Annotated in this window: 17 protein-coding genes; 7 read left to right on the plus strand and 10 right to left on the minus strand. The window is 43.7% G+C overall.

From position 1 onward, the window contains the following. Positions 1-47 precede the first annotated feature (47 nt). The 7 genes from deoC to F1325_RS15660 all read right to left on the minus strand — a co-directional run bounded on the left by deoC (position 48) and on the right by F1325_RS15660 (position 8,566). On the minus strand, positions 48-827 hold the full coding sequence (gene deoC, locus F1325_RS15630) for a deoxyribose-phosphate aldolase (RefSeq protein WP_109372968.1): 780 nt from the start codon (positions 825-827) through the stop codon (positions 48-50). Positions 828-1,346: 519 nt separating this feature from the next. Continuing rightward, positions 1,347-2,648: a NupC/NupG family nucleoside CNT transporter gene (locus F1325_RS15635; RefSeq protein WP_109372967.1), complete on the minus strand. Its 1,302-nt coding sequence runs from the start codon at positions 2,646-2,648 to the stop codon at positions 1,347-1,349. A gap of 342 nt (positions 2,649-2,990) precedes the next feature. Next, a complete protein-coding gene (locus tag F1325_RS15640; RefSeq protein ID WP_109372966.1) occupies positions 2,991-3,785 on the minus strand; it encodes a TatD family hydrolase in 795 nt (264 codons plus the stop codon). Further along, positions 3,778-4,842: a patatin-like phospholipase family protein gene (locus F1325_RS15645; protein ID WP_109372965.1), complete on the minus strand. Its 1,065-nt coding sequence runs from the start codon at positions 4,840-4,842 to the stop codon at positions 3,778-3,780. The genes F1325_RS15640 and F1325_RS15645 overlap by 8 nt, the downstream gene beginning before the upstream one ends. 129 nt (positions 4,843-4,971) lie before the next feature. Further along, positions 4,972-5,316: a BON domain-containing protein gene (locus F1325_RS15650; RefSeq protein WP_109372964.1), complete on the minus strand. Its 345-nt coding sequence runs from the start codon at positions 5,314-5,316 to the stop codon at positions 4,972-4,974. A 756-nt stretch (positions 5,317-6,072) separates the two neighbouring features. Then, positions 6,073-7,662, minus strand: a complete 1,590-nt coding sequence (gene prfC, locus F1325_RS15655; protein ID WP_160230691.1) for a peptide chain release factor 3 — start codon at positions 7,660-7,662, stop codon at positions 6,073-6,075. A gap of 256 nt (positions 7,663-7,918) precedes the next feature. Then, a complete protein-coding gene (locus tag F1325_RS15660) occupies positions 7,919-8,566 on the minus strand; it encodes a LexA family protein (RefSeq protein WP_000854920.1) in 648 nt (215 codons plus the stop codon). A 117-nt stretch (positions 8,567-8,683) separates the two neighbouring features. Here F1325_RS15660 and F1325_RS15665 point away from each other — a divergent pair, with 117 nt between their 5' ends. From F1325_RS15665 to eexS, 7 genes are read left to right on the plus strand one after another with little or no spacing between them, the layout of a single operon-like run. Beyond that, positions 8,684-8,935: a helix-turn-helix domain-containing protein gene (locus F1325_RS15665; RefSeq protein WP_000451746.1), complete on the plus strand. Its 252-nt coding sequence runs from the start codon at positions 8,684-8,686 to the stop codon at positions 8,933-8,935. Positions 8,936-8,990: 55 nt separating this feature from the next. Beyond that, entirely contained in the window at positions 8,991-9,860 is an 870-nt protein-coding gene (locus F1325_RS15670; protein WP_008843243.1) for a hypothetical protein, read from the plus strand. Beyond that, the gene (locus F1325_RS15675; protein ID WP_110076564.1) at positions 9,847-10,509 is read left to right on the plus strand and encodes a DUF6475 domain-containing protein; all 663 of its coding nucleotides are present in this window, start codon (positions 9,847-9,849) and stop codon (positions 10,507-10,509) included. Before F1325_RS15670 ends, F1325_RS15675 begins: the two co-directional genes overlap by 14 nt. Continuing rightward, positions 10,496-11,044: a lytic transglycosylase domain-containing protein gene (locus F1325_RS15680; protein ID WP_040132806.1), complete on the plus strand. Its 549-nt coding sequence runs from the start codon at positions 10,496-10,498 to the stop codon at positions 11,042-11,044. The genes F1325_RS15675 and F1325_RS15680 overlap by 14 nt, the downstream gene beginning before the upstream one ends. After that, positions 11,041-11,340 (plus strand): flagellar transcriptional regulator FlhD, encoded by a 300-nt coding sequence (locus F1325_RS15685; RefSeq protein ID WP_000210563.1) that lies wholly within the window; start codon positions 11,041-11,043, stop codon positions 11,338-11,340. Before F1325_RS15680 ends, F1325_RS15685 begins: the two co-directional genes overlap by 4 nt. Further along, positions 11,337-11,870 (plus strand): FlhC family transcriptional regulator, encoded by a 534-nt coding sequence (locus tag F1325_RS15690; protein WP_000566755.1) that lies wholly within the window; start codon positions 11,337-11,339, stop codon positions 11,868-11,870. Before F1325_RS15685 ends, F1325_RS15690 begins: the two co-directional genes overlap by 4 nt. A gap of 57 nt (positions 11,871-11,927) precedes the next feature. Further along, positions 11,928-12,359 carry an entry exclusion protein EexS gene (eexS, locus tag F1325_RS15695; RefSeq protein WP_007105462.1) on the plus strand — a complete coding sequence of 144 codons (432 nt, stop codon included), beginning with the start codon at positions 11,928-11,930 and terminating at the stop codon, positions 12,357-12,359. 32 nt (positions 12,360-12,391) lie between these two features. Here eexS and F1325_RS15700 read toward each other — a convergent pair whose 3' ends face one another. From F1325_RS15700 to F1325_RS15710, 3 genes are read right to left on the minus strand one after another with little or no spacing between them, the layout of a single operon-like run. Further along, on the minus strand, positions 12,392-15,961 hold the full coding sequence (locus tag F1325_RS15700) for a conjugal transfer protein TraG N-terminal domain-containing protein (RefSeq protein ID WP_160230692.1): 3,570 nt from the start codon (positions 15,959-15,961) through the stop codon (positions 12,392-12,394). Positions 15,962-15,964: 3 nt separating this feature from the next. Continuing rightward, positions 15,965-17,353 (minus strand): conjugal transfer protein TraH, encoded by a 1,389-nt coding sequence (locus tag F1325_RS15705; protein ID WP_156734044.1) that lies wholly within the window; start codon positions 17,351-17,353, stop codon positions 15,965-15,967. A gap of 2 nt (positions 17,354-17,355) precedes the next feature. Then, positions 17,356-18,300, minus strand: a complete 945-nt coding sequence (locus F1325_RS15710) for a thioredoxin family protein (RefSeq protein ID WP_156734045.1) — start codon at positions 18,298-18,300, stop codon at positions 17,356-17,358. Positions 18,301-18,453 lie beyond the last annotated feature (153 nt).

The raw sequence follows: 18,453 nt of genomic DNA on the forward strand, positions 1-18,453 counted from the left end.
TTGGTAACGCCCACAATAACGAAAAGCGGGCGTATTTCACGAATGGATTAGTAACCACTAGACGATTTTTGTTCGCCATGACCTAAAGTAGCTAATAAATTACCTAACAGGCTTGACGCACCAAAGCGGAAGTGACGGGCATCAACCCAGTTGTCACCCATAATGCGGTTAGCTAATGCAAGGTATTGAGCAGCTTCTTCAGCGGTACGTACACCACCCGCTGGTTTGAAACCAACTTCTTTGCCAACACCCATATCGTGGATCACTTGGATCATTAACTCAGCGCTTTCCAGTGTTGCATTTACAGGTACTTTACCTGTGGAAGTTTTAATAAAGTCAGCACCTGCTTTGATTGAAATTTCAGATGCTTTACGGATAAGCGCTGGATCTTTCAGCTCACCCGTTTCAATAATTACTTTCAGTAAAGCACCCGCGTCTGCGCAAGCTTCTTTACATGCTTTAACGATATCAAAACCGATTTGCTCGTTACCGGCCATAAATGCACGGTAAGGGAAAACTACGTCAACCTCATCTGCGCCATAAGCTAATGCCGCGTTGGTTTCTGCTAATGCGATATCTAAATCATCATTACCATGAGGGAAGTTAGTTACGGTTGCGATACGGACTTCTGGAGTACCCTGTTCGCGTAACACTTTACGTGCTAACGGAATAAAACGTGGATAGATACAAATAGCGGCTGTATTCCCTTCAGGGCTTTTAGCCTGATGACACAATGCAGTCACTTTTGCATCAGTGTCGTCATCATTTAATGTAGTTAAATCCATCAAAGACAGCGCAAGGCGCGCTGCAGCGGTTAAATCTGTCATAAAACTCTCCAACGATGTTTCTCAAGCCCTTTTGGGCGTACGCTTAAGATTAGCGATTAAATTTGTTGGCGAGCGGACTTGGTTCCTTGAAGATGTTGTTGTAACTTGCGCTACAACGACAGCTGAGCTCCCTCTCACCGCGCTATGCTCACTTCGGCGACCCGTCATTGAGCCTTCGCCATTCCATGAAGTTTCAGCACATCTTATTTGAACACGCTAAGGAACAATTAGATGTGCTTTACGTCACACTAATCAAATGCAACTTGCAAACAATGACATATAAGTGTGATCAACATCACAATTAGGTCATTTTCTGGTTTAATGTTACTCGAATAACGCCTCTAAGTCGTCTTTATAACGCAAAAAAAGCGAGATCAATATGAAATGATATCGCTATTGACCCTATTCAATACAAATTGCGAAATATCTCTCACAATAAAAGTAGTTAACATTACAGCAGAAAACAAACATAAAAGAGCAGACAGGCAAAACCCATCTGCTCTTTATAATCAAAATCAATTAAGCAGCAACAACAGCCATTGCGGTTAATGCAAAGAAGAAACCTGCAATCGTCGCACTCATTAAGTTAGAGAGTGTACCAGCAAGTACGGCTTTCATCCCTAAACGAGCCACGTCTTTACGGCGATTTGGAGCCATTCCACCTAAACCACCTAGCAGTACAGCAACGGAAGAGAGGTTAGCAAAACCGCACAGTGCAAAGGAGATAATTATCTTTGTTTGTTCTGATAAGATGATTAAGCCTGATGCAGCAACTTGAGCTTCATCTTGTAGATATTTGCTAAATTCAGAGTAAGCATAGAATTCATTAATAACCAGTTTTTGACCAATAAATGAGCCAGCAACGGTCGCTTCACTCCAAGGTACACCGATTAAGAAAGCAATAGGTGCAAAAACCCAACCTAATACTAATTCTAATGAAAAATTCTCATAACCAAACCAGCCACCAATGCCACCTAAGATACCATTGACTAATGCAATTAACGCAACGAAAGCAAGTAACATAGCACCGACGTTAAGAGCAAGCTGTAAACCTGAAGATGCCCCAGCTGCAGCTGCATCAATAATATTTGCTGGTTTTTCTTCATCGGTCATTTTATCCAGCGCATCTTTTTGATCGTCTGGCGTTTCTGTTTCAGGGATCAACAGCTTAGCAAAGAGTAAACCACCTGGTGCGGCCATAAATGATGCCGTAATCAAATACTCTAATGGCACGCCCATGCTTGCATATCCAGCAAGAACAGAACCAGCAACAGAAGCAAGGCCACCACACATAACAGCGAATAACTCAGAGGTTGTCATTCTTGCAATATAAGGACGAACAACAAGCGGAGCTTCGGTCTGACCCACAAAGATATTGGCTGTTGCAGACATCGATTCTGTGCGTGATGTACCAAGGACTTTCTGTAAACCACCACCAAGAATCTTAATCACAATTTGCATAATGCCGAGGTAATACAGCACAGCAATTAAAGAAGAGAAAAACACGATAACAGGCAGTACGCGTAGGGCGAATACGAAACCGCCACCACCAAACAACTCGAACATTTTATCTGATACTAGGCCTGCAAATAGGAAGCTCATCCCATTATTGCCGTAATCAATAACATTCTTAACACCATCAGAAACCGCAAGAAGCACTTCGCGACCACCGTCGGAATAAAGAACAAATGCACCTAAGCCAATCTGAATAAGGAATGCGCCACCAACTGTACGTAGTCTAATTGCACGTCGATTGCTGGAAAACAGAATGGCTATCAATATTAATGTTGCCATTCCGACCAAGCTCATAATGAGTTGCATTGAAGGATCCCTGTTCACATAAAAATTTAATGGATTATCAATAATGCTCTAACCTGAGATTATTGACTCTTTTTGCCAGATAATTATACCTAGTCCAGAAAAAGAACCCTCTATATCCATCACAAATAGCGCTTGGAAAAAGCAACACAAAACCCACAAATGAGAAGTAGATCACATAAACAAACCTAAAAAACGCACTTATTGAATAGGCTAATTTAAAAAAAATATCATTCGATTAACAAATGATGGCTTTAATCTTAAATAGCAGAAATAAATGAACGTTTTATTTGTATAAGTACAATTAAAATAAGGCGTATTTTTAATCTTTTTGATTAAATAAGTTTAAGATAAAGACGAGGTGTTATCTTTTAATTGGAATAATTGTAGGCTATTGAGATAGAGTTGCTCTGCGATCACCTCTGGTGATCCTTGACGCAGATCACAGAGTTGGGAAAAAACGTTCTGAATACGCTCAGGGCGATTAGGTTCACCTTGAAAACCACTCACAGGCATATCAGGAGCATCTGTTTCTAATAACAGACATTCTAGTGGTAACGAGGCAATTGCGCGGCGAGTTTTTTGTGCTCGCTCATAAGTAATAGTTCCACCAACGCCAATAAAATAGCCTTGCTGAATAAACTTTTCTGCCTGTTGCAGACTTCCTGCAAAACCATGAATAACCCCTTTGCGAGGCACATCATAACGGCGTAAAAGTGCACTTAACTTATCGTGGGTTTTACGTGAATGTAGGATCACAGGCAAATCAAATTCAATCGCTAGTTTAAGCTGTGCAATTAAAAACGCCTCTTGCTTCTCAGGCTGAGGATTATCCATATAGTCATCAAGCCCTATCTCTCCGATGGCAACACAACGAGAAGCTGTTTTTAATTTCTGTTTTAATTCCAAGAGATGCTGTTCAGTGTGCTCTTCAATATATAAAGGGTGTAACCCCAATGCACAATATAATTGATGATGATTATTCGCTAACTCTGCAACAACATCAAAATTCCAACGTGCAACGGCGGGAATAATTATTTTTTCAATATGAGCTTGATGCGCTAGTGACAAGCTGTTGGCAATATCATCATAAAAAACCGGAAAATCAAAATGGCAGTGAGTATCAATAAATTTATTCATTCTGAATTTGCCTCACGTCAGGATGTACGCTTCGAGTTCCTTGTTGAATAATAGAAGCATTCTCTGCTTTATCAGCCTTCGCTTCTTGTTCAAACAAGCTAAAGACTTTTCTATCATACTGTTTGAATTTTTTCTTAGAGAAATGCTGGCCAATTGTCGCCAGAAAATAACGCCCGCAACGTCTCCCCACATGATAATCATGATTTAATGCATTTAAACGACTTCCTAATGCACTAGATTGCAATGTAGTTGGTGGATATATTTCAATAACAACAACATCTTCTGGGGGAGATTGGATAAATTTAATTGTGTCGGTATAGGTTTCGATATGTACTTGAGCCATCGCCATAAAGCGCTGTAAACGGCTATTTTCAAACCATTTTCCCATACGCTCAACCCATTCTGTTGTGTATTGATATTCAGAAGGAACGGTACGAACAACGACAATAGTACGACAACCACGTCGATAAGCTTCTCTCACAGGAATAGCATCGCTGATACCACCATCATGATAAACAACATCATGAAATAAGACACCATTACGATAAAAAGCAGGAATGGCACTGGATGCTTTGATTATCTCAAGCCAAGTCGGTTCATCGGGCTGAAAATAATTTGCCTGAAAATTATCAGAACGACTTGCCACCATATAAAATTCGCGACCCGCATCAAAACGGCGTAGTGCTGTTGGCATATCAAGAGGCATTTCTTTAGCCGTTGTTTCTATATACCAATCAAGATCGAGTAAATTGCCGCCACGAACAAAGCGAATAGGATTGAAGAATTGATTATTAGTTGTATAGCGATTAATAATTTTACGTGCATACCCACGCTGACCACAGGCAAAAGCAGATAAATTTTGCGCTCCCGCAGATACCCCAAGTAAAATATCAAAGGGATCAAATTGTGATCGCATAAATTCATCAAGGACACCCGCAGTAAAGATCCCGCGTTGTCCCCCGCCTTCACAAACTAAAGCAACTTTACCTTGTGGCAGTGATGATTGAAATTCGAGTGCCGTAATATTATTTAATGTGACAGGTATATACTTCCCCATAATGTCTCCTTTATACAACTTAACAAAGGATACCCTCACATTTTTTTGACGTCATTCTTTTTACGTATTCATACAAATAATTTAGACAATATCTTCTTAGAATATGACGAATATAAAAGAAAATCATGTTTATGATTTGATATTTACATCTGAGTCTACGCTTTTAACTCCTTCAATTTTTTCAATAACTTGCAATATTTTTTCTTCTTGCGCTTTACTATCAACAAAACCTGAAAGAAAGACATGCCCAAATTCAGTACGAATAGAAATATTGTCACTATCGATATCTTGCATTGGTAATAGCGTACCTTTAATTTTATTAGAAATAGAAGTATCGCTTAGATTCTGCCCTGTGTTATTCGTTACAGTATTAATTTCGCTATACCACGATGTTTCGGCTGACGCGCCCATACTGAAAAAAGTTAAGCCCATTGACATTACTAACGCTAATTTTAGCGTTTTATATTGTTTCATTGCTCTCCCCCTAATCACAATAACTGCGATAGGAAATATGTGTATTTTTAATATGTGTATTTTTATTAAGTACTAAAAAATTTTAACAAACTAAGCTATTACACTAATAATCTATTGGCATTTAATAAAGCAAAAAATAACAAATAAAGACTAATCCTAATGATTTTATTCTATTAATAACCCATAAAACTATAAAAAATTTTACATTTATTTATAAATAAGTATAAAAACGAGTATAATTTTAGCAGAAAAAAAAAAGAGTAATTCCGAATGAAGAAGGGTTTTTGGGCAGGATATTCAGGGTATACAAAACGAATTTAATAGAGAAATCGAGTATCTCACAGAGTGTTATTGTTAAATAATGTGCAATGACGTAAAAAAACAAAAAAGGCTATATTAAAAATATAGCCTTTTCATTGAGTTAAATACTCAAAATAAGTCTAGATGCAGCTTCAGCATGCTTACTTTAAATAATTCGAGCTGCAACTTGAAACATAACAGCACTCTTACTCTAAATAATTCAAGGTGCAGCTAGGCGACAAGTGAATGAGTCGCTAGGAACATACAAAAGTATGTGACTAGTGCGAATGAACATAGTCAACAACGCTGCAACTTGAAACATGGCAAATAAATACTCTAAATAATTCAAGGTGCAGCTAGGCGACAAGTGAATGAGTCGCTAGGAACATACAAAAGTATGTGACTAGTGCGAATGAACGTAGTCAACAACGCTGCAACTTGAAGTATGACGAGTATTTAGTGTTCACGGGTCTGATGGAACTCAACCTCAGGATAACGCTCACGCGTTAAATTCAAATTGACCATCGTTGGTGCGATATAAGTTAAATTATCGCCGCCATCAAGTGCCAAGTTTTGTTCATTTTTACGTTTAAACTCTTCGAGTTTTTTCTCGTTATTACATTCAACCCAGCGTGCTGTTGAAACGTTAACGGATTCATAAATCGCTTCAACGTTATATTCACTCTTCAGTCTTGCAACAACCACATCAAACTGAAGCACACCCACGGCACCTACGATTAAATCGTTATTCGCCAATGGTCTAAAGACCTGTACAGCACCCTCTTCTGATAACTGTACCAATCCTTTAAGCAACTGTTTCTGTTTTAACGGATCACGTAAACGAATACGGCGGAACAATTCTGGGGCAAAGTTTGGAATACCTGTAAACTTCAGGATCTCACCTTGAGTAAAGGTATCACCAATTTGAATGGTTCCGTGGTTGTGAAGACCAATAATATCCCCAGGATAAGCATGCTCAACATGAGAACGGTCACCCGCCATAAAGGTTAATGCATCTGAAATTACCACATCTTTTTTGAGACGAACTTGATGCAGTTTCATGCCTTTATCATACATACCAGATACAACACGTAAGAATGCAACACGGTCGCGGTGTTTAGGATCCATATTTGCTTGGATCTTAAAGACGAAACCTGTGAAAGTTTCTTCAGAAGCGGTAACTTTACGCACATCGGTTTCGCGAGGCATTGGTGCTGGCGCCCATTTTACAAGGCCATCAAGCATATGGTTAACACCAAAGTTACCTAATGCTGTACCAAAGAACACTGGAGTTAATTCGCCAGCTAAAAATGCCTCATGATCAAATTCATGAGAAGCACCTAATACTAATTCTAATTCATCACGTAATTGACTTGCTAAATCATCGCCAATAGCTTCATCAAGCTCAGGGTTATCTAACCCTTTGATGACACGAGAATCCTGAATAGTGTGACCTTGACCTGTTTGATAAAGATAAGTTTCATCTTTCAGAATGTGGTAAACCCCTTTGAAGAGCTTTCCGCAACCAATAGGCCAATTAACTGGGCTACACGCAATTTTTAATTCTGTTTCAACTTCGTCCATGACTTCCATTGGATCACGAATATCACGGTCGAGTTTATTCATAAAGGTCAGAATTGGGGTATCACGTAAACGTGTTACTTCCATTAACTTACGAGTACGATCTTCGACCCCTTTAGAGGAGTCAATAACCATTAAACAGCAGTCAACTGCGGTTAAAGTACGATAAGTATCTTCAGAGAAGTCTTCATGCCCCGGGGTATCTAATAAGTTAACTAAGCAATCTGCATAAGGGAACTGCATGACTGAGGTTGTAATAGAAATACCACGTTGTTTTTCCATTTCCATCCAGTCAGACTTTGCATGCTGATTTGAACCGCGACCTTTTACGGTTCCTGCACGTTGAATTGCTTGTCCGAATAACAACACTTTTTCAGTGATGGTTGTCTTACCCGCATCGGGGTGGGAGATGATAGCAAAGGTCCTTCGCTTATTGATTTCATTGAGAAAATCTTGGTTTGCCATGTATAAATTCTTTTAGTTTGTACACGGATTTGTACACACTTTTGGAAGTACTCTCTTTTCAGTTCTTCGCTTGTCAAATCCGTCGTGTTAATCGTAATTGGCCGCTATTTTCGCTGATCTTGACTTTATAAACAATCAATGGTTATCTAATCGGTTACCATTTACTCTCAGCGTGCGCCAATGCTCAGTTGTAGCTGTTTGCAATCGTTGCTTCTTCAGCTCATGAACAACTGTGGCTAAACCACAAATTCCTTCGCTACCAGAAATCGATGATAGCTTGTCGTACTACACCGATTATGGTGCAGTTGCCGTTGATCGGTATTGCCGGGTATTGCGGGTTCAAAGGTTTTAGATACTTCTGTTCACCATCAATAACCAACTGCTTAAAGGTTGCTTCTTTCGAATCATCCAAACGCGCAACAACCAATGAACCTGAAGAGTAAGGTAACTCAGGATCAACAACGATCACTGCTCCCTCAGGTATGGATTTTTTTCCGCTTGGATTTTCCATACTGTCGCCTTTTACGCGAAGTGCGAAACAACCCTCATGTGCTTTCCCAGTGACTTCACGCCACTCCTCAGCATCTTCATGGGCAAATCCCTCCGCTATTTCAGTCCAATCACCGGCCTGAACCCAGTTAATGAGAGGAATTCTTCCCTTAATGTCAGGCCCGACTTCTACATTACCGACCCCCAAGCCAATCTCGCCATCACCTGTGGCGAGCCAATGAGCATTCACGCGAAGCGCTTCCGCGATCTGCATGGTGTAACGAGACCTAGCCGATTTACCAGAGCAAATCTGGCTGATCGACTGCTGTTTGATACCAATGCGGCGAGCCAACTCAGACTGAGTCACCCCAGTAAGCTGCAAGGCATGGTTTAGTCGTTCGGATAAAGTTTTCATAAGCCCGTATTCTACAAATAAAACTGTAGCCTTTCAACAATTTTAACTGTTGACTAATCTACAGTTTAAACTGTAACATTCAATCTTGTAACAGTTATTATTGTAACAGGAGACGGTATGGAAGTGTTCAACACAACACAAAAACATCTCCGCCGTGCCATTGACTTGGTCGGCGGGCAATCAGCATTAGCACGAGCCATCAACTCAAAACAGCAAAACGTCTGGTTTTGGTTGAATAAATCAGGGCGTGTTCCCGCTGAATTCGTTTTACCCATCGAACAAGCTACGCAAGGACAGGTAACCCGATCCCAGTTAAGACCGGACATCTATCCCGAATGCCCAAGCGAGCTGAAAGCCAGTAACCAGTAGGATTAAGGGCAAATAATGGTCAGCATTTTACGTAAACACAAAAGCGAGTTCCTCCATGCGTGATTATGGCAAGGTCTATACCCGCTTTTGGCTAAAGCAAAATGTTTTGTCCTGGAGTGACTCAGCGAAGTTGCTAGGACTGTATTTGCTTACATGCCCACATTGTAATTTGCTTGGCTGCTTTCGACTGCCGATTGGTTACGTTGCTTCTGACTTGAACTGGGATGAGCAACAGGTTGCCAAGACGTTAAGTGAGTTAGAACAAGATCAGTTCCTGATTCGTTGCGAGGCATCTGGTTGGACTTTGATTCGAAGCTTTCTGAAGCACAACCCAATCGAAAACCCAAACCAAGGTAAGGCAGCCTTTCGGTTGCTTAAAGATGTACCTGCCGACTTCATTGGTATGGCATCGCTTTTGAAATCTCTTGCCGCTTTTCAAGCTCGGCTACCAGAAGAATTTTCATCATTGTTTATGCCTGATGGCAACCCGGTAAGGGACTCTCAACGGTCGGATGACTCTGAGAGAAGCAATAAACCAACAGTTAAAACTGTTGACCACATACAGTTTGAAGACTTCTGGGATGTACAAATACGCAAAGAAAAAAAAGCGAAAGCCAAAGAAGAATGGCTACGCATGGGCCTCAATGAAGACCATGAACTCGCCTTGGAAGTGCTAACACGCTGGAAAGAGCAACGAGACAACCGATTACAGTATCAAGATCGGACTAAGACCCCTATGCCACATAACTGGCTTTTAAACCGGCAATGGGAAGACGAGTACGTTCGCATTGATGAAGTACAGCAATCATCGACGAGCCTAAAGGGCAGCAATCACCAATTGAATATTGAAGAAAGCAATCGCCGCATTGCTGAAAGCTGGGCCGGACCAGGTATTCGGGAGGTTCGTTCAAGTGCAGGAGGTTGATAAACGCGTGTTTGCTGAAGTTTGGGGAGCAGCTTGGGCCATGTATGGCAAAAGCGTATCACCACAATTGCTATCCATCGCATTTGAAGCCCTTCGTGCTTATAGCATTGAAGAAGTGCGAATCGGTCTGACTCGGCATATTCAATCACCGGATACTGGGCAATTTTTTCCAAAGCCCGCTGACGTCATCAAGCATATCGACGGCAACTCAGGTTCAAGAGCCATGGTTGCTTGGAACAAAGTTGACAAGGCTGTTCGTCAGGTTGGCGCTTGGACATCCGTGATGTTTGACGATGCGCTTATCCACCGCGTGATTTCAGACATGGGTGGATGGGTTGAACTCTGCAAGGTTGATGACAGGGAATACCCCTTTAAGCAAAAAGAGTTTTTAACACGCTACCAGGCTTACTTGCTACGGGACGAAGTGGGTGAATACCCAAGGCTATTACAGGGTATTGCAGACCATCAGAACCAGCAAAAAGGATTTGATATGCAAGCGCCTGTTGCCGTAGGCGACTGGTCAAAAGCGGCACAAGTTTATACGAGAGGCATCGCCGACTTTAGCGCAGTGCCATTAAAAAGAATAAGCCCGAAAGCCATTCAGGCGCTTCTCGGAAATCAATTAGAGGACAAAAATGAAAACGATTAAAGCAAAAACCATTGCCCTAGTGATAGCCATGTCCGCAAGCACTTCAGTCTATGCGTTTCCGGGCTATCAGTGGGAAAAAGCAGCACAAAGCGTTGGTATTGATCCAGTCATGCTCTACGCCGTTGCCTTGGCTGAGTCGGCCTCACATCGTGGTCTCAACATGACCAGTCCATGGCCATACGCAATTCGCAATGGTTCAAACGCAACCTACGCCAAATCTAAGACAGAAGCAGAGCAACTGTTAAACCAGGCACTGCAAGAGACTGAAAAATATCAGCTCGATATTGGCCTTATGCAAATCAATTTGCATTGGCATGGGCATCGGGTGAGCTCAGCAGCGGAACTGCTAGACCCCATCACCAACCTTACGGTCGGCTCAAGTATTTTGGCCGAAGCAATCAAGTCTTCACCAAATGATTTAGAGCTTGGCATAGGCCGCTATCACAGTTGGAACGAAGATCGTGCACGCTGGTATGGGCAAAGAGTGCTTTCTATCTATCGCAATATTTTACATGAACTGGAGGTCCGTCAATGACAACCAATCAACAAGACTTCTATCAATTAAATTTGGCGTACCTACACGCAGCACGAGAATTGGCGCGAATTGATCCGCAAGAGGCCGTCTTGCGCTTTGGACTTACACGCGACGTGGTTGATGCTCTGATTAATGCTGGTGTTGACGACCTGCAACGAGTGGCGACCTCATCATTCATGCTGTTTCAACCAAGGGGTAACCAAAGCCAACTGATTGAGATGGTGAAGAGCAAAGGCACAGGTATCCCAAGAATCGCTTATTTATTATCAACCCTAAACAACAAGGGGGATGCATGATTGATAACCTGTCCAAAAGTGAGCTATTTACCCGAGCCTCGCTGCTTATTAAATACGGATTTCGAACAACCATTATCGCGCTCGATACAGGTTTGCCAATCCACATTATCAGAAGGCTCCACAAAGAAGTGACTGGCAAGTCACCTTGTCCTGGTCAATTGCCAGAATCTGATGCCATCGTCAAAAGCAGAAGAGCATTAGTTGAAGGCTCCCTGCTTATGGCGCTTTATGTCAATATTGGTGGTGATAATGTCTACAAGCAATTAAATATCGATGCTTTGATGAAGGCTTACGATGCGTATTTGGTTGCAAGAAAAGAAGCAGATCTTCCAGCTGAAATCCCCTGGAAAAAACTAACCATCAATGAAGGTTGGGTTCTAGCTCGTGATTTAAGATCACAGCTTGCATCCTTACACCGGTGTCGGTGCGGCAGTCTGTATTTGACGGTATCACAACAGCGCATTCAGCTTAAATGCCCTGTGTGTGAGATTATGGCCGAGCAAACCACTAGAGCACTTTTTGAGAACTAACATGGTGATGCATGATTTGATTGTGCACCGCCCGTGCACTTTGAGAGTACTAAGAAGATGACAAACTTACTTAAATCTTTACCAGCACGCTGCTGGTTTATATCTCTGGGGCTTTTTCTGGCGACTTTGGCTGCGGCTCATTTTTTTCCATCAGAAATATTAACAGCATTTGCCAAGTTAGCGGCTTTGCCATTTCTGATTTGCACCATCGTTTTTTTCAGCTACTTGGGATTCAAAGCGACCTGTAATCCCATCGGACTTATAGCCATCATCACTCTGCTTGTAGCAATCGCATATTGGCAAGCGAGTTGGACAATTGTTGGATTGGGACTCTTTTTCTTAGCTATTTGTACTGGAATTAGATTCTTGAGCAGCCAAGTTAAAGATTCGGGTAGAACTTTGAGCATTGAAGAAAAATGGTATTGGTATAAGCTCCATTCGTTTTTTGATGGCTTTTATCCAAGGTATCCCAAAAAGCCAAAAAAATAGCCAGCCAACCACAAGCTGGCTACCTTCTATTTTCAGTTCCTTCCTGATGCTTGGTTATAGGCCCTAATATCGATCAAGTTGTTCTGAGCATAATCTCCCGCAAGCGATGCATTTGAGATCACCGCTATCTGCTTATCCACAAATGCTTTATCTTCTTCGGACACACTGTCAGGAATGTAAGCGCCACTCTCATCCTTTTGACGATACTCGTTTAGCATTTGCTCCCTTAGACCTAGCATTTCAGGCGACCAACTCGATGAGTCTTCAGAGTTGAATACGCGCCCCGCCAAACCTTCATTGAAAGCTTGAGCGAACACTTGACTTTGAATCGGGGTCAATCCCATTCTCTGCCCTTCGCTGTATGCTTCCTGTTTAAAATCATCGGCGTACTGTTCTAAGAACTCACCGTATCGATTGTTAACTGCCGCACCGAATGCCCCCGCCAACATGGCTTCAGACTTAGTGCCCCAGTTAACTTCGGAGACATACTGCGAACTCGATCCACTGTATGCATCATTAAACGCCGTCAAAGGGTTCTCCAAAGAGGTTCCGGCATCAACGGCGGCTTTTAACCCATCCCATGTTGATTTGCTGGCCACCGCTGCATTGTGCAAGAAACCTCGTGAGCCAGGTTCTGCAAGGGCTTGCTCCTTGTAACTCTCATAGTCCTCGCCAAAATGATTCAAGGTATGCAATGCTGCATCAGTATGCTTGCCACTGAAATCACCAATAGCACTGGCGCTGTTGAAGAACATTTCAGCACCAGAGACTCCGCTATCATCAGCCATAATGCGAGATCGCCACTGAGAGCCAGCTTCACTGTTTAGTCCAGATTGATAGGTACTTGTGTCAGAAGCTACGGCCTGCTGGGCTTGTTGCTGATGCGCATTCAGCTGTCCATCTACACTGGACAGATTGGCTTGGTAAGCTGATTGAGCTGAGTTGAACTGCGTTTGAACTGTTGCAGCATCCTCATAGCCTCCCAGAACACCGGATTCAACTTGGCTTTGAGTGCCTCCAAAAGTAGGTGCTGTTGATGACAAGCCTTCATTAGAGCGCGGTTGAATAGATCGTAAATCGGCTCCGGTAGCCATAGCCATAACAGTCATTGCTGCTTGATAATCATTGTCTCGTTCAGCGGGCGTTGAGGAGTTGCTATAGGTTAAAGACTCCATAGCTGCGGCCACATACGCCTGATTATCATCAGGTAGCAAGCGCTGATACATTGGAAGGTTTTCACGTAATCGGTTACCTGCTTCAACATGCTGGTTCATATAGCGACCTAAATAATCCATGACTTCAGGATTATCCGCTGCTAATCGAGTTAACGTCGCACCATCCGTGTTCCTTTGTCCTGATAGACTGTAGCTGGCCTGATCAAGCTCACTAAAGCGGTTTGATGCCGTTATAACGTCTTGTGCTGAACTCTGAAGTGACTGATAGTCTTGATTAGACAACGACATCTCAACGCCAGAGCGTCTTGAATCTGAAAGGTCCTTAACCATCGCATCGCGAAACTCAGCACGTCGTGAATCACTCGATGCCAAGCTTTGCATCTCCCCAGTGAGCGTATTTGCCGTCGTAGACCGAGAACTGCCTTCTGACGACTCAACTTGGCCACTAAAGTTACCACCTAGATCCAACCCAGCTCGTACCCTTGATAGTTTTGGTACACGAGATGAATCTGGCTTATCAACTCCAGGCAAATTACCCTGTGGAGAATCATTGCCGCCCGTTCCAAGAAGCCTCCCAAGAAACCCCTTATCGGCAACTTCTTTCTCACCGGGATTAGTAATGGTTCCATCGCCTCCAACCCTTAGTCCGCCAGATAACACGCCCGATACCAAGCCACGTACAGCATCTTTTTTATCGTCTCCAAAACCATACCGAGTTTGTAGGTCATCAGTAACCTGATTAACAACGGCGCTAGATGCGGAGTTAGATGAGCCGATCTGACGTCCAACCGAAGACAGGTTGTCGTAACTTAGCTTTTCACCAAAAGTTCGACTCATAGTATTCCCAACCTGACGACTAAAGGCTTGGGTTGCCTGAGTCATGGATTCTTTTGCAGAGCCGATCATTGAACCCACTGCGCTTCCTACAGAGAAACTGCTTAGTAGGTTTGACGCTCCGGTCATAGCAGAACCCGTAAGGGCTGAATTCTGGAACATTGACTGTGATTGAATTACCGGGGCATTTTTCGCGACGTCTGGACTTGCCATCTTTTCATCAATGGCATCACCGTTTTGAAGACGTCCAGCCAAGTGGGTTGCAGTTATTGCTGAGCCATACACGAGCATGAGCGAAATTGCCGGAACACTCGACGCCAACATGCCGCCAGTAGCTATCCAGGTTTGCAGCACTGAATCCATCTGCATCATCCCAGCAAAAGATGGCACTTCTGTACCTGCAAAGGCATCAAGAGCCGACATTTTCCCTGCAACGGTTAAATGAATATACAGGTTAATGATAGCCATGACAGGCATCCAAAGTTGAATCCAAAGCAGGATTAACAAGTACTTCCCAGCCATTCGCATCCCGATTTGGCCAAGGGCTATCACAAAGGCCATCAAAGGGGTGATGGCGTAAATGAAACCCTCAAAAAACGTCATCATCGGACGAACGATACTTTGGAAAAGAGTCTGCTCCGCCGCCCATTGTGTATTGCGCTGTTCAATCGCTTGATTAACCATAACGGCGGCGGTGAAAGCTTGATCATCCATATACTTGCCCGTCACGCTTTGCTCATAAATAGGCAAAAGCACTGAGGCGGTCATGTACTCTTGGGTGTTAACCGAAGCCAAACCAAGGTTATTCAGTGCATTTCGGATCACGTCATCAGTGTCAGTGGCGGACGAAGTCCCCAATGAGGCTGACAGAACCTGTTTAAGCCTCGGAATGAAGGTTGATTCTGTCATGAGTTTCAGTTGGCTATAGGCATCGGTGCAGTCCAGATCGCTACTGCTACCACTGAGCATGATGCGTGTGCCATATATGCGCGAATCAAACCTAATCGCAGTCATCGGGTTAGGATCACTCAGCACCTGATCTAGGTTCTTTTGGCCGATGTCGATGCCAATCAAGGTGCATTCTTTGATGTAGTTAAACCACGATTGCTCGATATCTGAGCCAGCGACACGATTTGCATCACCCAACCCAGAGCGATCCATCACCTGTTTTCTCACTTTAATCAGTGACTGTAAACTGGATGCAAAGCCGTATTCCGTCATGGCGGGAGTTGAGAACGCCGTTTCAAACAATCGCGTGATTTGAAAGCCAACAGTCGAAATCGTACTACCTGCGGCAGCAACACCGATGGGCACATTATCAACCACTCGAACTTGTCCCGTGTACGCATCCTCAATGCTCACTCGGGTACTGGGCCCAAACATGGTTGCAAAGACTAGCCATGAGACTAAGACGTGTTGAAAGTTAATCCCACGACCACCTTGCATTAAGGCCTGAACAGAGACCATCAATACCCCAATGAGCAAGCCAATGCGAACCATTGAAGTAAAGTCGCCTGTACCAGTGATCATCGCGACAGCGTTCAGGACCTGCTCTAAAAAAGCCGAATCCCCGATGGAATAGATTTCCCACATGACCTATTCCCCCAGCGCCGTAGATTTAACGGTGTAATAACGCTGTTTGCGAATGGTCTGAATCACCTGGTTAAAATGCGCCAGCAATTCTTGCTCTGAGCCGTATCTTCGCTGCAACGCAGCGTACTCCTCATTGATTTGGCGACGTGCACGTTCAAGGTCTTCAGTTAACAACTTCGCATAGGCATGATCTTCTACACCAGAGGTGCTTCTAGCTGCATTGAGCATGTCTTCAACCAATGCCCGGGCCATCTCAACAGCAATAAATGGTGCAGCTCTTGAAGCAAACGACCTAGCAGCCCCTTCATTTAATGCAGAAAGTGTTCGAATCATGCCGCCAATGCTCGCGGGAGCCGAGGTCATAAAAGCCTTTTCGGTGGTGCTAGCAGCCCCTGTATTTCGAGCAAATTTAAAAATAATGCCGTTACTAGAACCTGTACCAAGAAGTAAATTTTCGACCTGAGTTGATAACCCGGTTAGGGTCACGTTAGTGATTGTTGGATTCAGACAGCCGTCTTGTGTCACTGTGTCACATCGGTACATAGCGACGTTACCGCCATGAATTAGATGCTCAATAGTCACTTTATTGCCATTCAGTCTGGTCAGTTTTGGGGCTTTACCTTGACCATCAGCCGCATTAGCCAAATCACCAACGATGATCGAACCCGTCACCGACATAACCGCTTCAAGAAAACGATCATCCCCCGATGCAAACCAGCTTGATGCCGAGTGACGTTTCAGTGCTCGCCAGACCAAGTTACCTTTAATTGTTTTGTTCACATCAGATGCCGCGACACTTGAAGCGTTCTCATAAGGGTTCTTACCATTGGACTCACTCCAACTGGTAAAAATGTCTCCAGCCCCTTTAAGTGAGCTCAACATGCTGGCTTCTGTTTGCCCCTTTTTACCAAAAGCAGCCAGGGTATCGTTCACGACTCCCTGAGCCATTTGACAGGAATTGCCAAAATACTCGTTTAACTGCTGGATTTTCTTTTGCAGTGTCTCCATGTGCTGAGAGCATTTCTCACACATAGCACTGAGCGCTAATTGGAATGCGTATCCCTTGGCATTTGCCGCTACAGAGCGAAGTAATTGAACAAACTGATCTGCATTAACAAATGACAAACTTCCAGCGAACATATCAATGCCGCCACAACCTGCTTGGAATGACGGAGGCACCATTGAGACGAGGTTCTCGTTCATGATCCTGTTACGGACAACAACGCTTCCACCAGATATAACGCCACGCCGCTGACTCTCGAATACACCAGGCGCAGTGGTGTTGGTCATTGAACCAAACAACTGATTCAACTCCTGTTGCAAGCTTGCTTGGCTCATAGACGAAAAACCAATCGAACAGGCGATTAGCGATACTCGGAATACTTTTTTCATTGTTATAACCCTCCTTGTGCACGCAGATAGCGAACAAGGAACTCAGGGTCCTGTAATATCTTTTCGTTAAGCTCTTGGGCTGACATCGCGAGTGACACGCCGGGTTGAACAGGTCTTGTGGCAGAGTAAGTTTGATCATCAATCCAACCGGCTTGATGGGCTGCAAGAATGATTCGATTATTGAGCTCATCAAGGCTCATTGCGCCTTGGCCAATCGGAGTGATGACATTAGGCGGATCAACTAAGAACACGGCAGGGACAGTCGTAACGGACAAGGATTGTGCTTGTCCTGAATCGACTTTGTAATTGGGAAACTCTCCACCCGGTAAAGGCATGCCATCGACAGCAATAGCAAACACCTCGAAACCGTAGTTCAAAGCCATGGATTCGATGATAGGCGCTTGAGCGTGGCAGTAAGGGCAATCCGAACGATAGAAGAAGAACAAGCCAGCCCGTTTTGCTACTTCACCTAAAGCTACATCACGTTGAGCGCCAGCTTCTCGATCCATCCGATTGGCAGCATAGGTCGCCAAGGGTCTGCGACTGATTTCATCCAAAACTGGATCGCCCATGACCACCTGCTGACTAACATCAGCAAACTGTGAGCCCTTATCCAACATGACGCGCTGGAGATACAGATAGGCTCTGACGTTCTCATTCGTCGGCTCATCAATTGCCTTGTCCATGAAAGACTGCATGTGCTCACGAAACCAGGCAGCACTAAAAGGCTTTAGCTCGCTCTGACTCGACTCTTCCGCACCAAATTCCGGCTTCGTAAGCTCATCAGGCTGTTTAGGTTCAGGAATGACCTGATACCAAAACCAGCCTTCCTGACCACGCTGATAGAATTGCCCATCACTAGCATGGGCGGGTAAAATGAATAGAAAGAAAATAATGATTGGGATGGTCACCCATAGGATGAACCAAGGTAACAAGGGGGTTCTCATTGTCAGCTCCAGAATTTTTCATAGAGCTAACATGCTAAAGATCCCCGAAAGTTCGATTGACCAGATAGATGAATGAATCGTGTGTGTTTCTGACTAGCTGTTGTGACCAGTAACAACAGCTAAATTTAACGAGCCAAATTTATGATTGGACCG

The organism is Proteus columbae (assembly GCF_009914335.1).
Taxonomy (GTDB): domain Bacteria; phylum Pseudomonadota; class Gammaproteobacteria; order Enterobacterales; family Enterobacteriaceae; genus Proteus.

Excerpts from the sequence above, each read along its gene's own strand:
- deoC (WP_109372968.1), bottom strand. The coding sequence starts at position 827 with ATGACAGATTTAACCGCTGCAGCGCGCCTTGCGCTGTCTTTGATGGAT.
- F1325_RS15635 (WP_109372967.1), bottom strand. The coding sequence starts at position 2,648 with ATGCAACTCATTATGAGCTTGGTCGGAATGGCAACATTAATATTGATA.
- F1325_RS15640 (WP_109372966.1), bottom strand. The coding sequence starts at position 3,785 with ATGAATAAATTTATTGATACTCACTGCCATTTTGATTTTCCGGTTTTT.
- F1325_RS15645 (WP_109372965.1), bottom strand. The coding sequence starts at position 4,842 with ATGGGGAAGTATATACCTGTCACATTAAATAATATTACGGCACTCGAA.
- F1325_RS15650 (WP_109372964.1), bottom strand. The coding sequence starts at position 5,316 with ATGAAACAATATAAAACGCTAAAATTAGCGTTAGTAATGTCAATGGGC.
- prfC (WP_160230691.1), bottom strand. The coding sequence starts at position 7,662 with ATGGCAAACCAAGATTTTCTCAATGAAATCAATAAGCGAAGGACCTTT.
- F1325_RS15660 (WP_000854920.1), bottom strand. The coding sequence starts at position 8,566 with ATGAAAACTTTATCCGAACGACTAAACCATGCCTTGCAGCTTACTGGG.
- F1325_RS15665 (WP_000451746.1), top strand. The coding sequence starts at position 8,684 with ATGGAAGTGTTCAACACAACACAAAAACATCTCCGCCGTGCCATTGAC.
- F1325_RS15670 (WP_008843243.1), top strand. The coding sequence starts at position 8,991 with ATGCGTGATTATGGCAAGGTCTATACCCGCTTTTGGCTAAAGCAAAAT.
- F1325_RS15680 (WP_040132806.1), top strand. The coding sequence starts at position 10,496 with ATGAAAACGATTAAAGCAAAAACCATTGCCCTAGTGATAGCCATGTCC.
- F1325_RS15685 (WP_000210563.1), top strand. The coding sequence starts at position 11,041 with ATGACAACCAATCAACAAGACTTCTATCAATTAAATTTGGCGTACCTA.
- F1325_RS15690 (WP_000566755.1), top strand. The coding sequence starts at position 11,337 with ATGATTGATAACCTGTCCAAAAGTGAGCTATTTACCCGAGCCTCGCTG.
- eexS (WP_007105462.1), top strand. The coding sequence starts at position 11,928 with ATGACAAACTTACTTAAATCTTTACCAGCACGCTGCTGGTTTATATCT.
- F1325_RS15700 (WP_160230692.1), bottom strand. The coding sequence starts at position 15,961 with ATGTGGGAAATCTATTCCATCGGGGATTCGGCTTTTTTAGAGCAGGTC.
- F1325_RS15705 (WP_156734044.1), bottom strand. The coding sequence starts at position 17,353 with ATGAAAAAAGTATTCCGAGTATCGCTAATCGCCTGTTCGATTGGTTTT.
- F1325_RS15710 (WP_156734045.1), bottom strand. The coding sequence starts at position 18,300 with ATGAGAACCCCCTTGTTACCTTGGTTCATCCTATGGGTGACCATCCCA.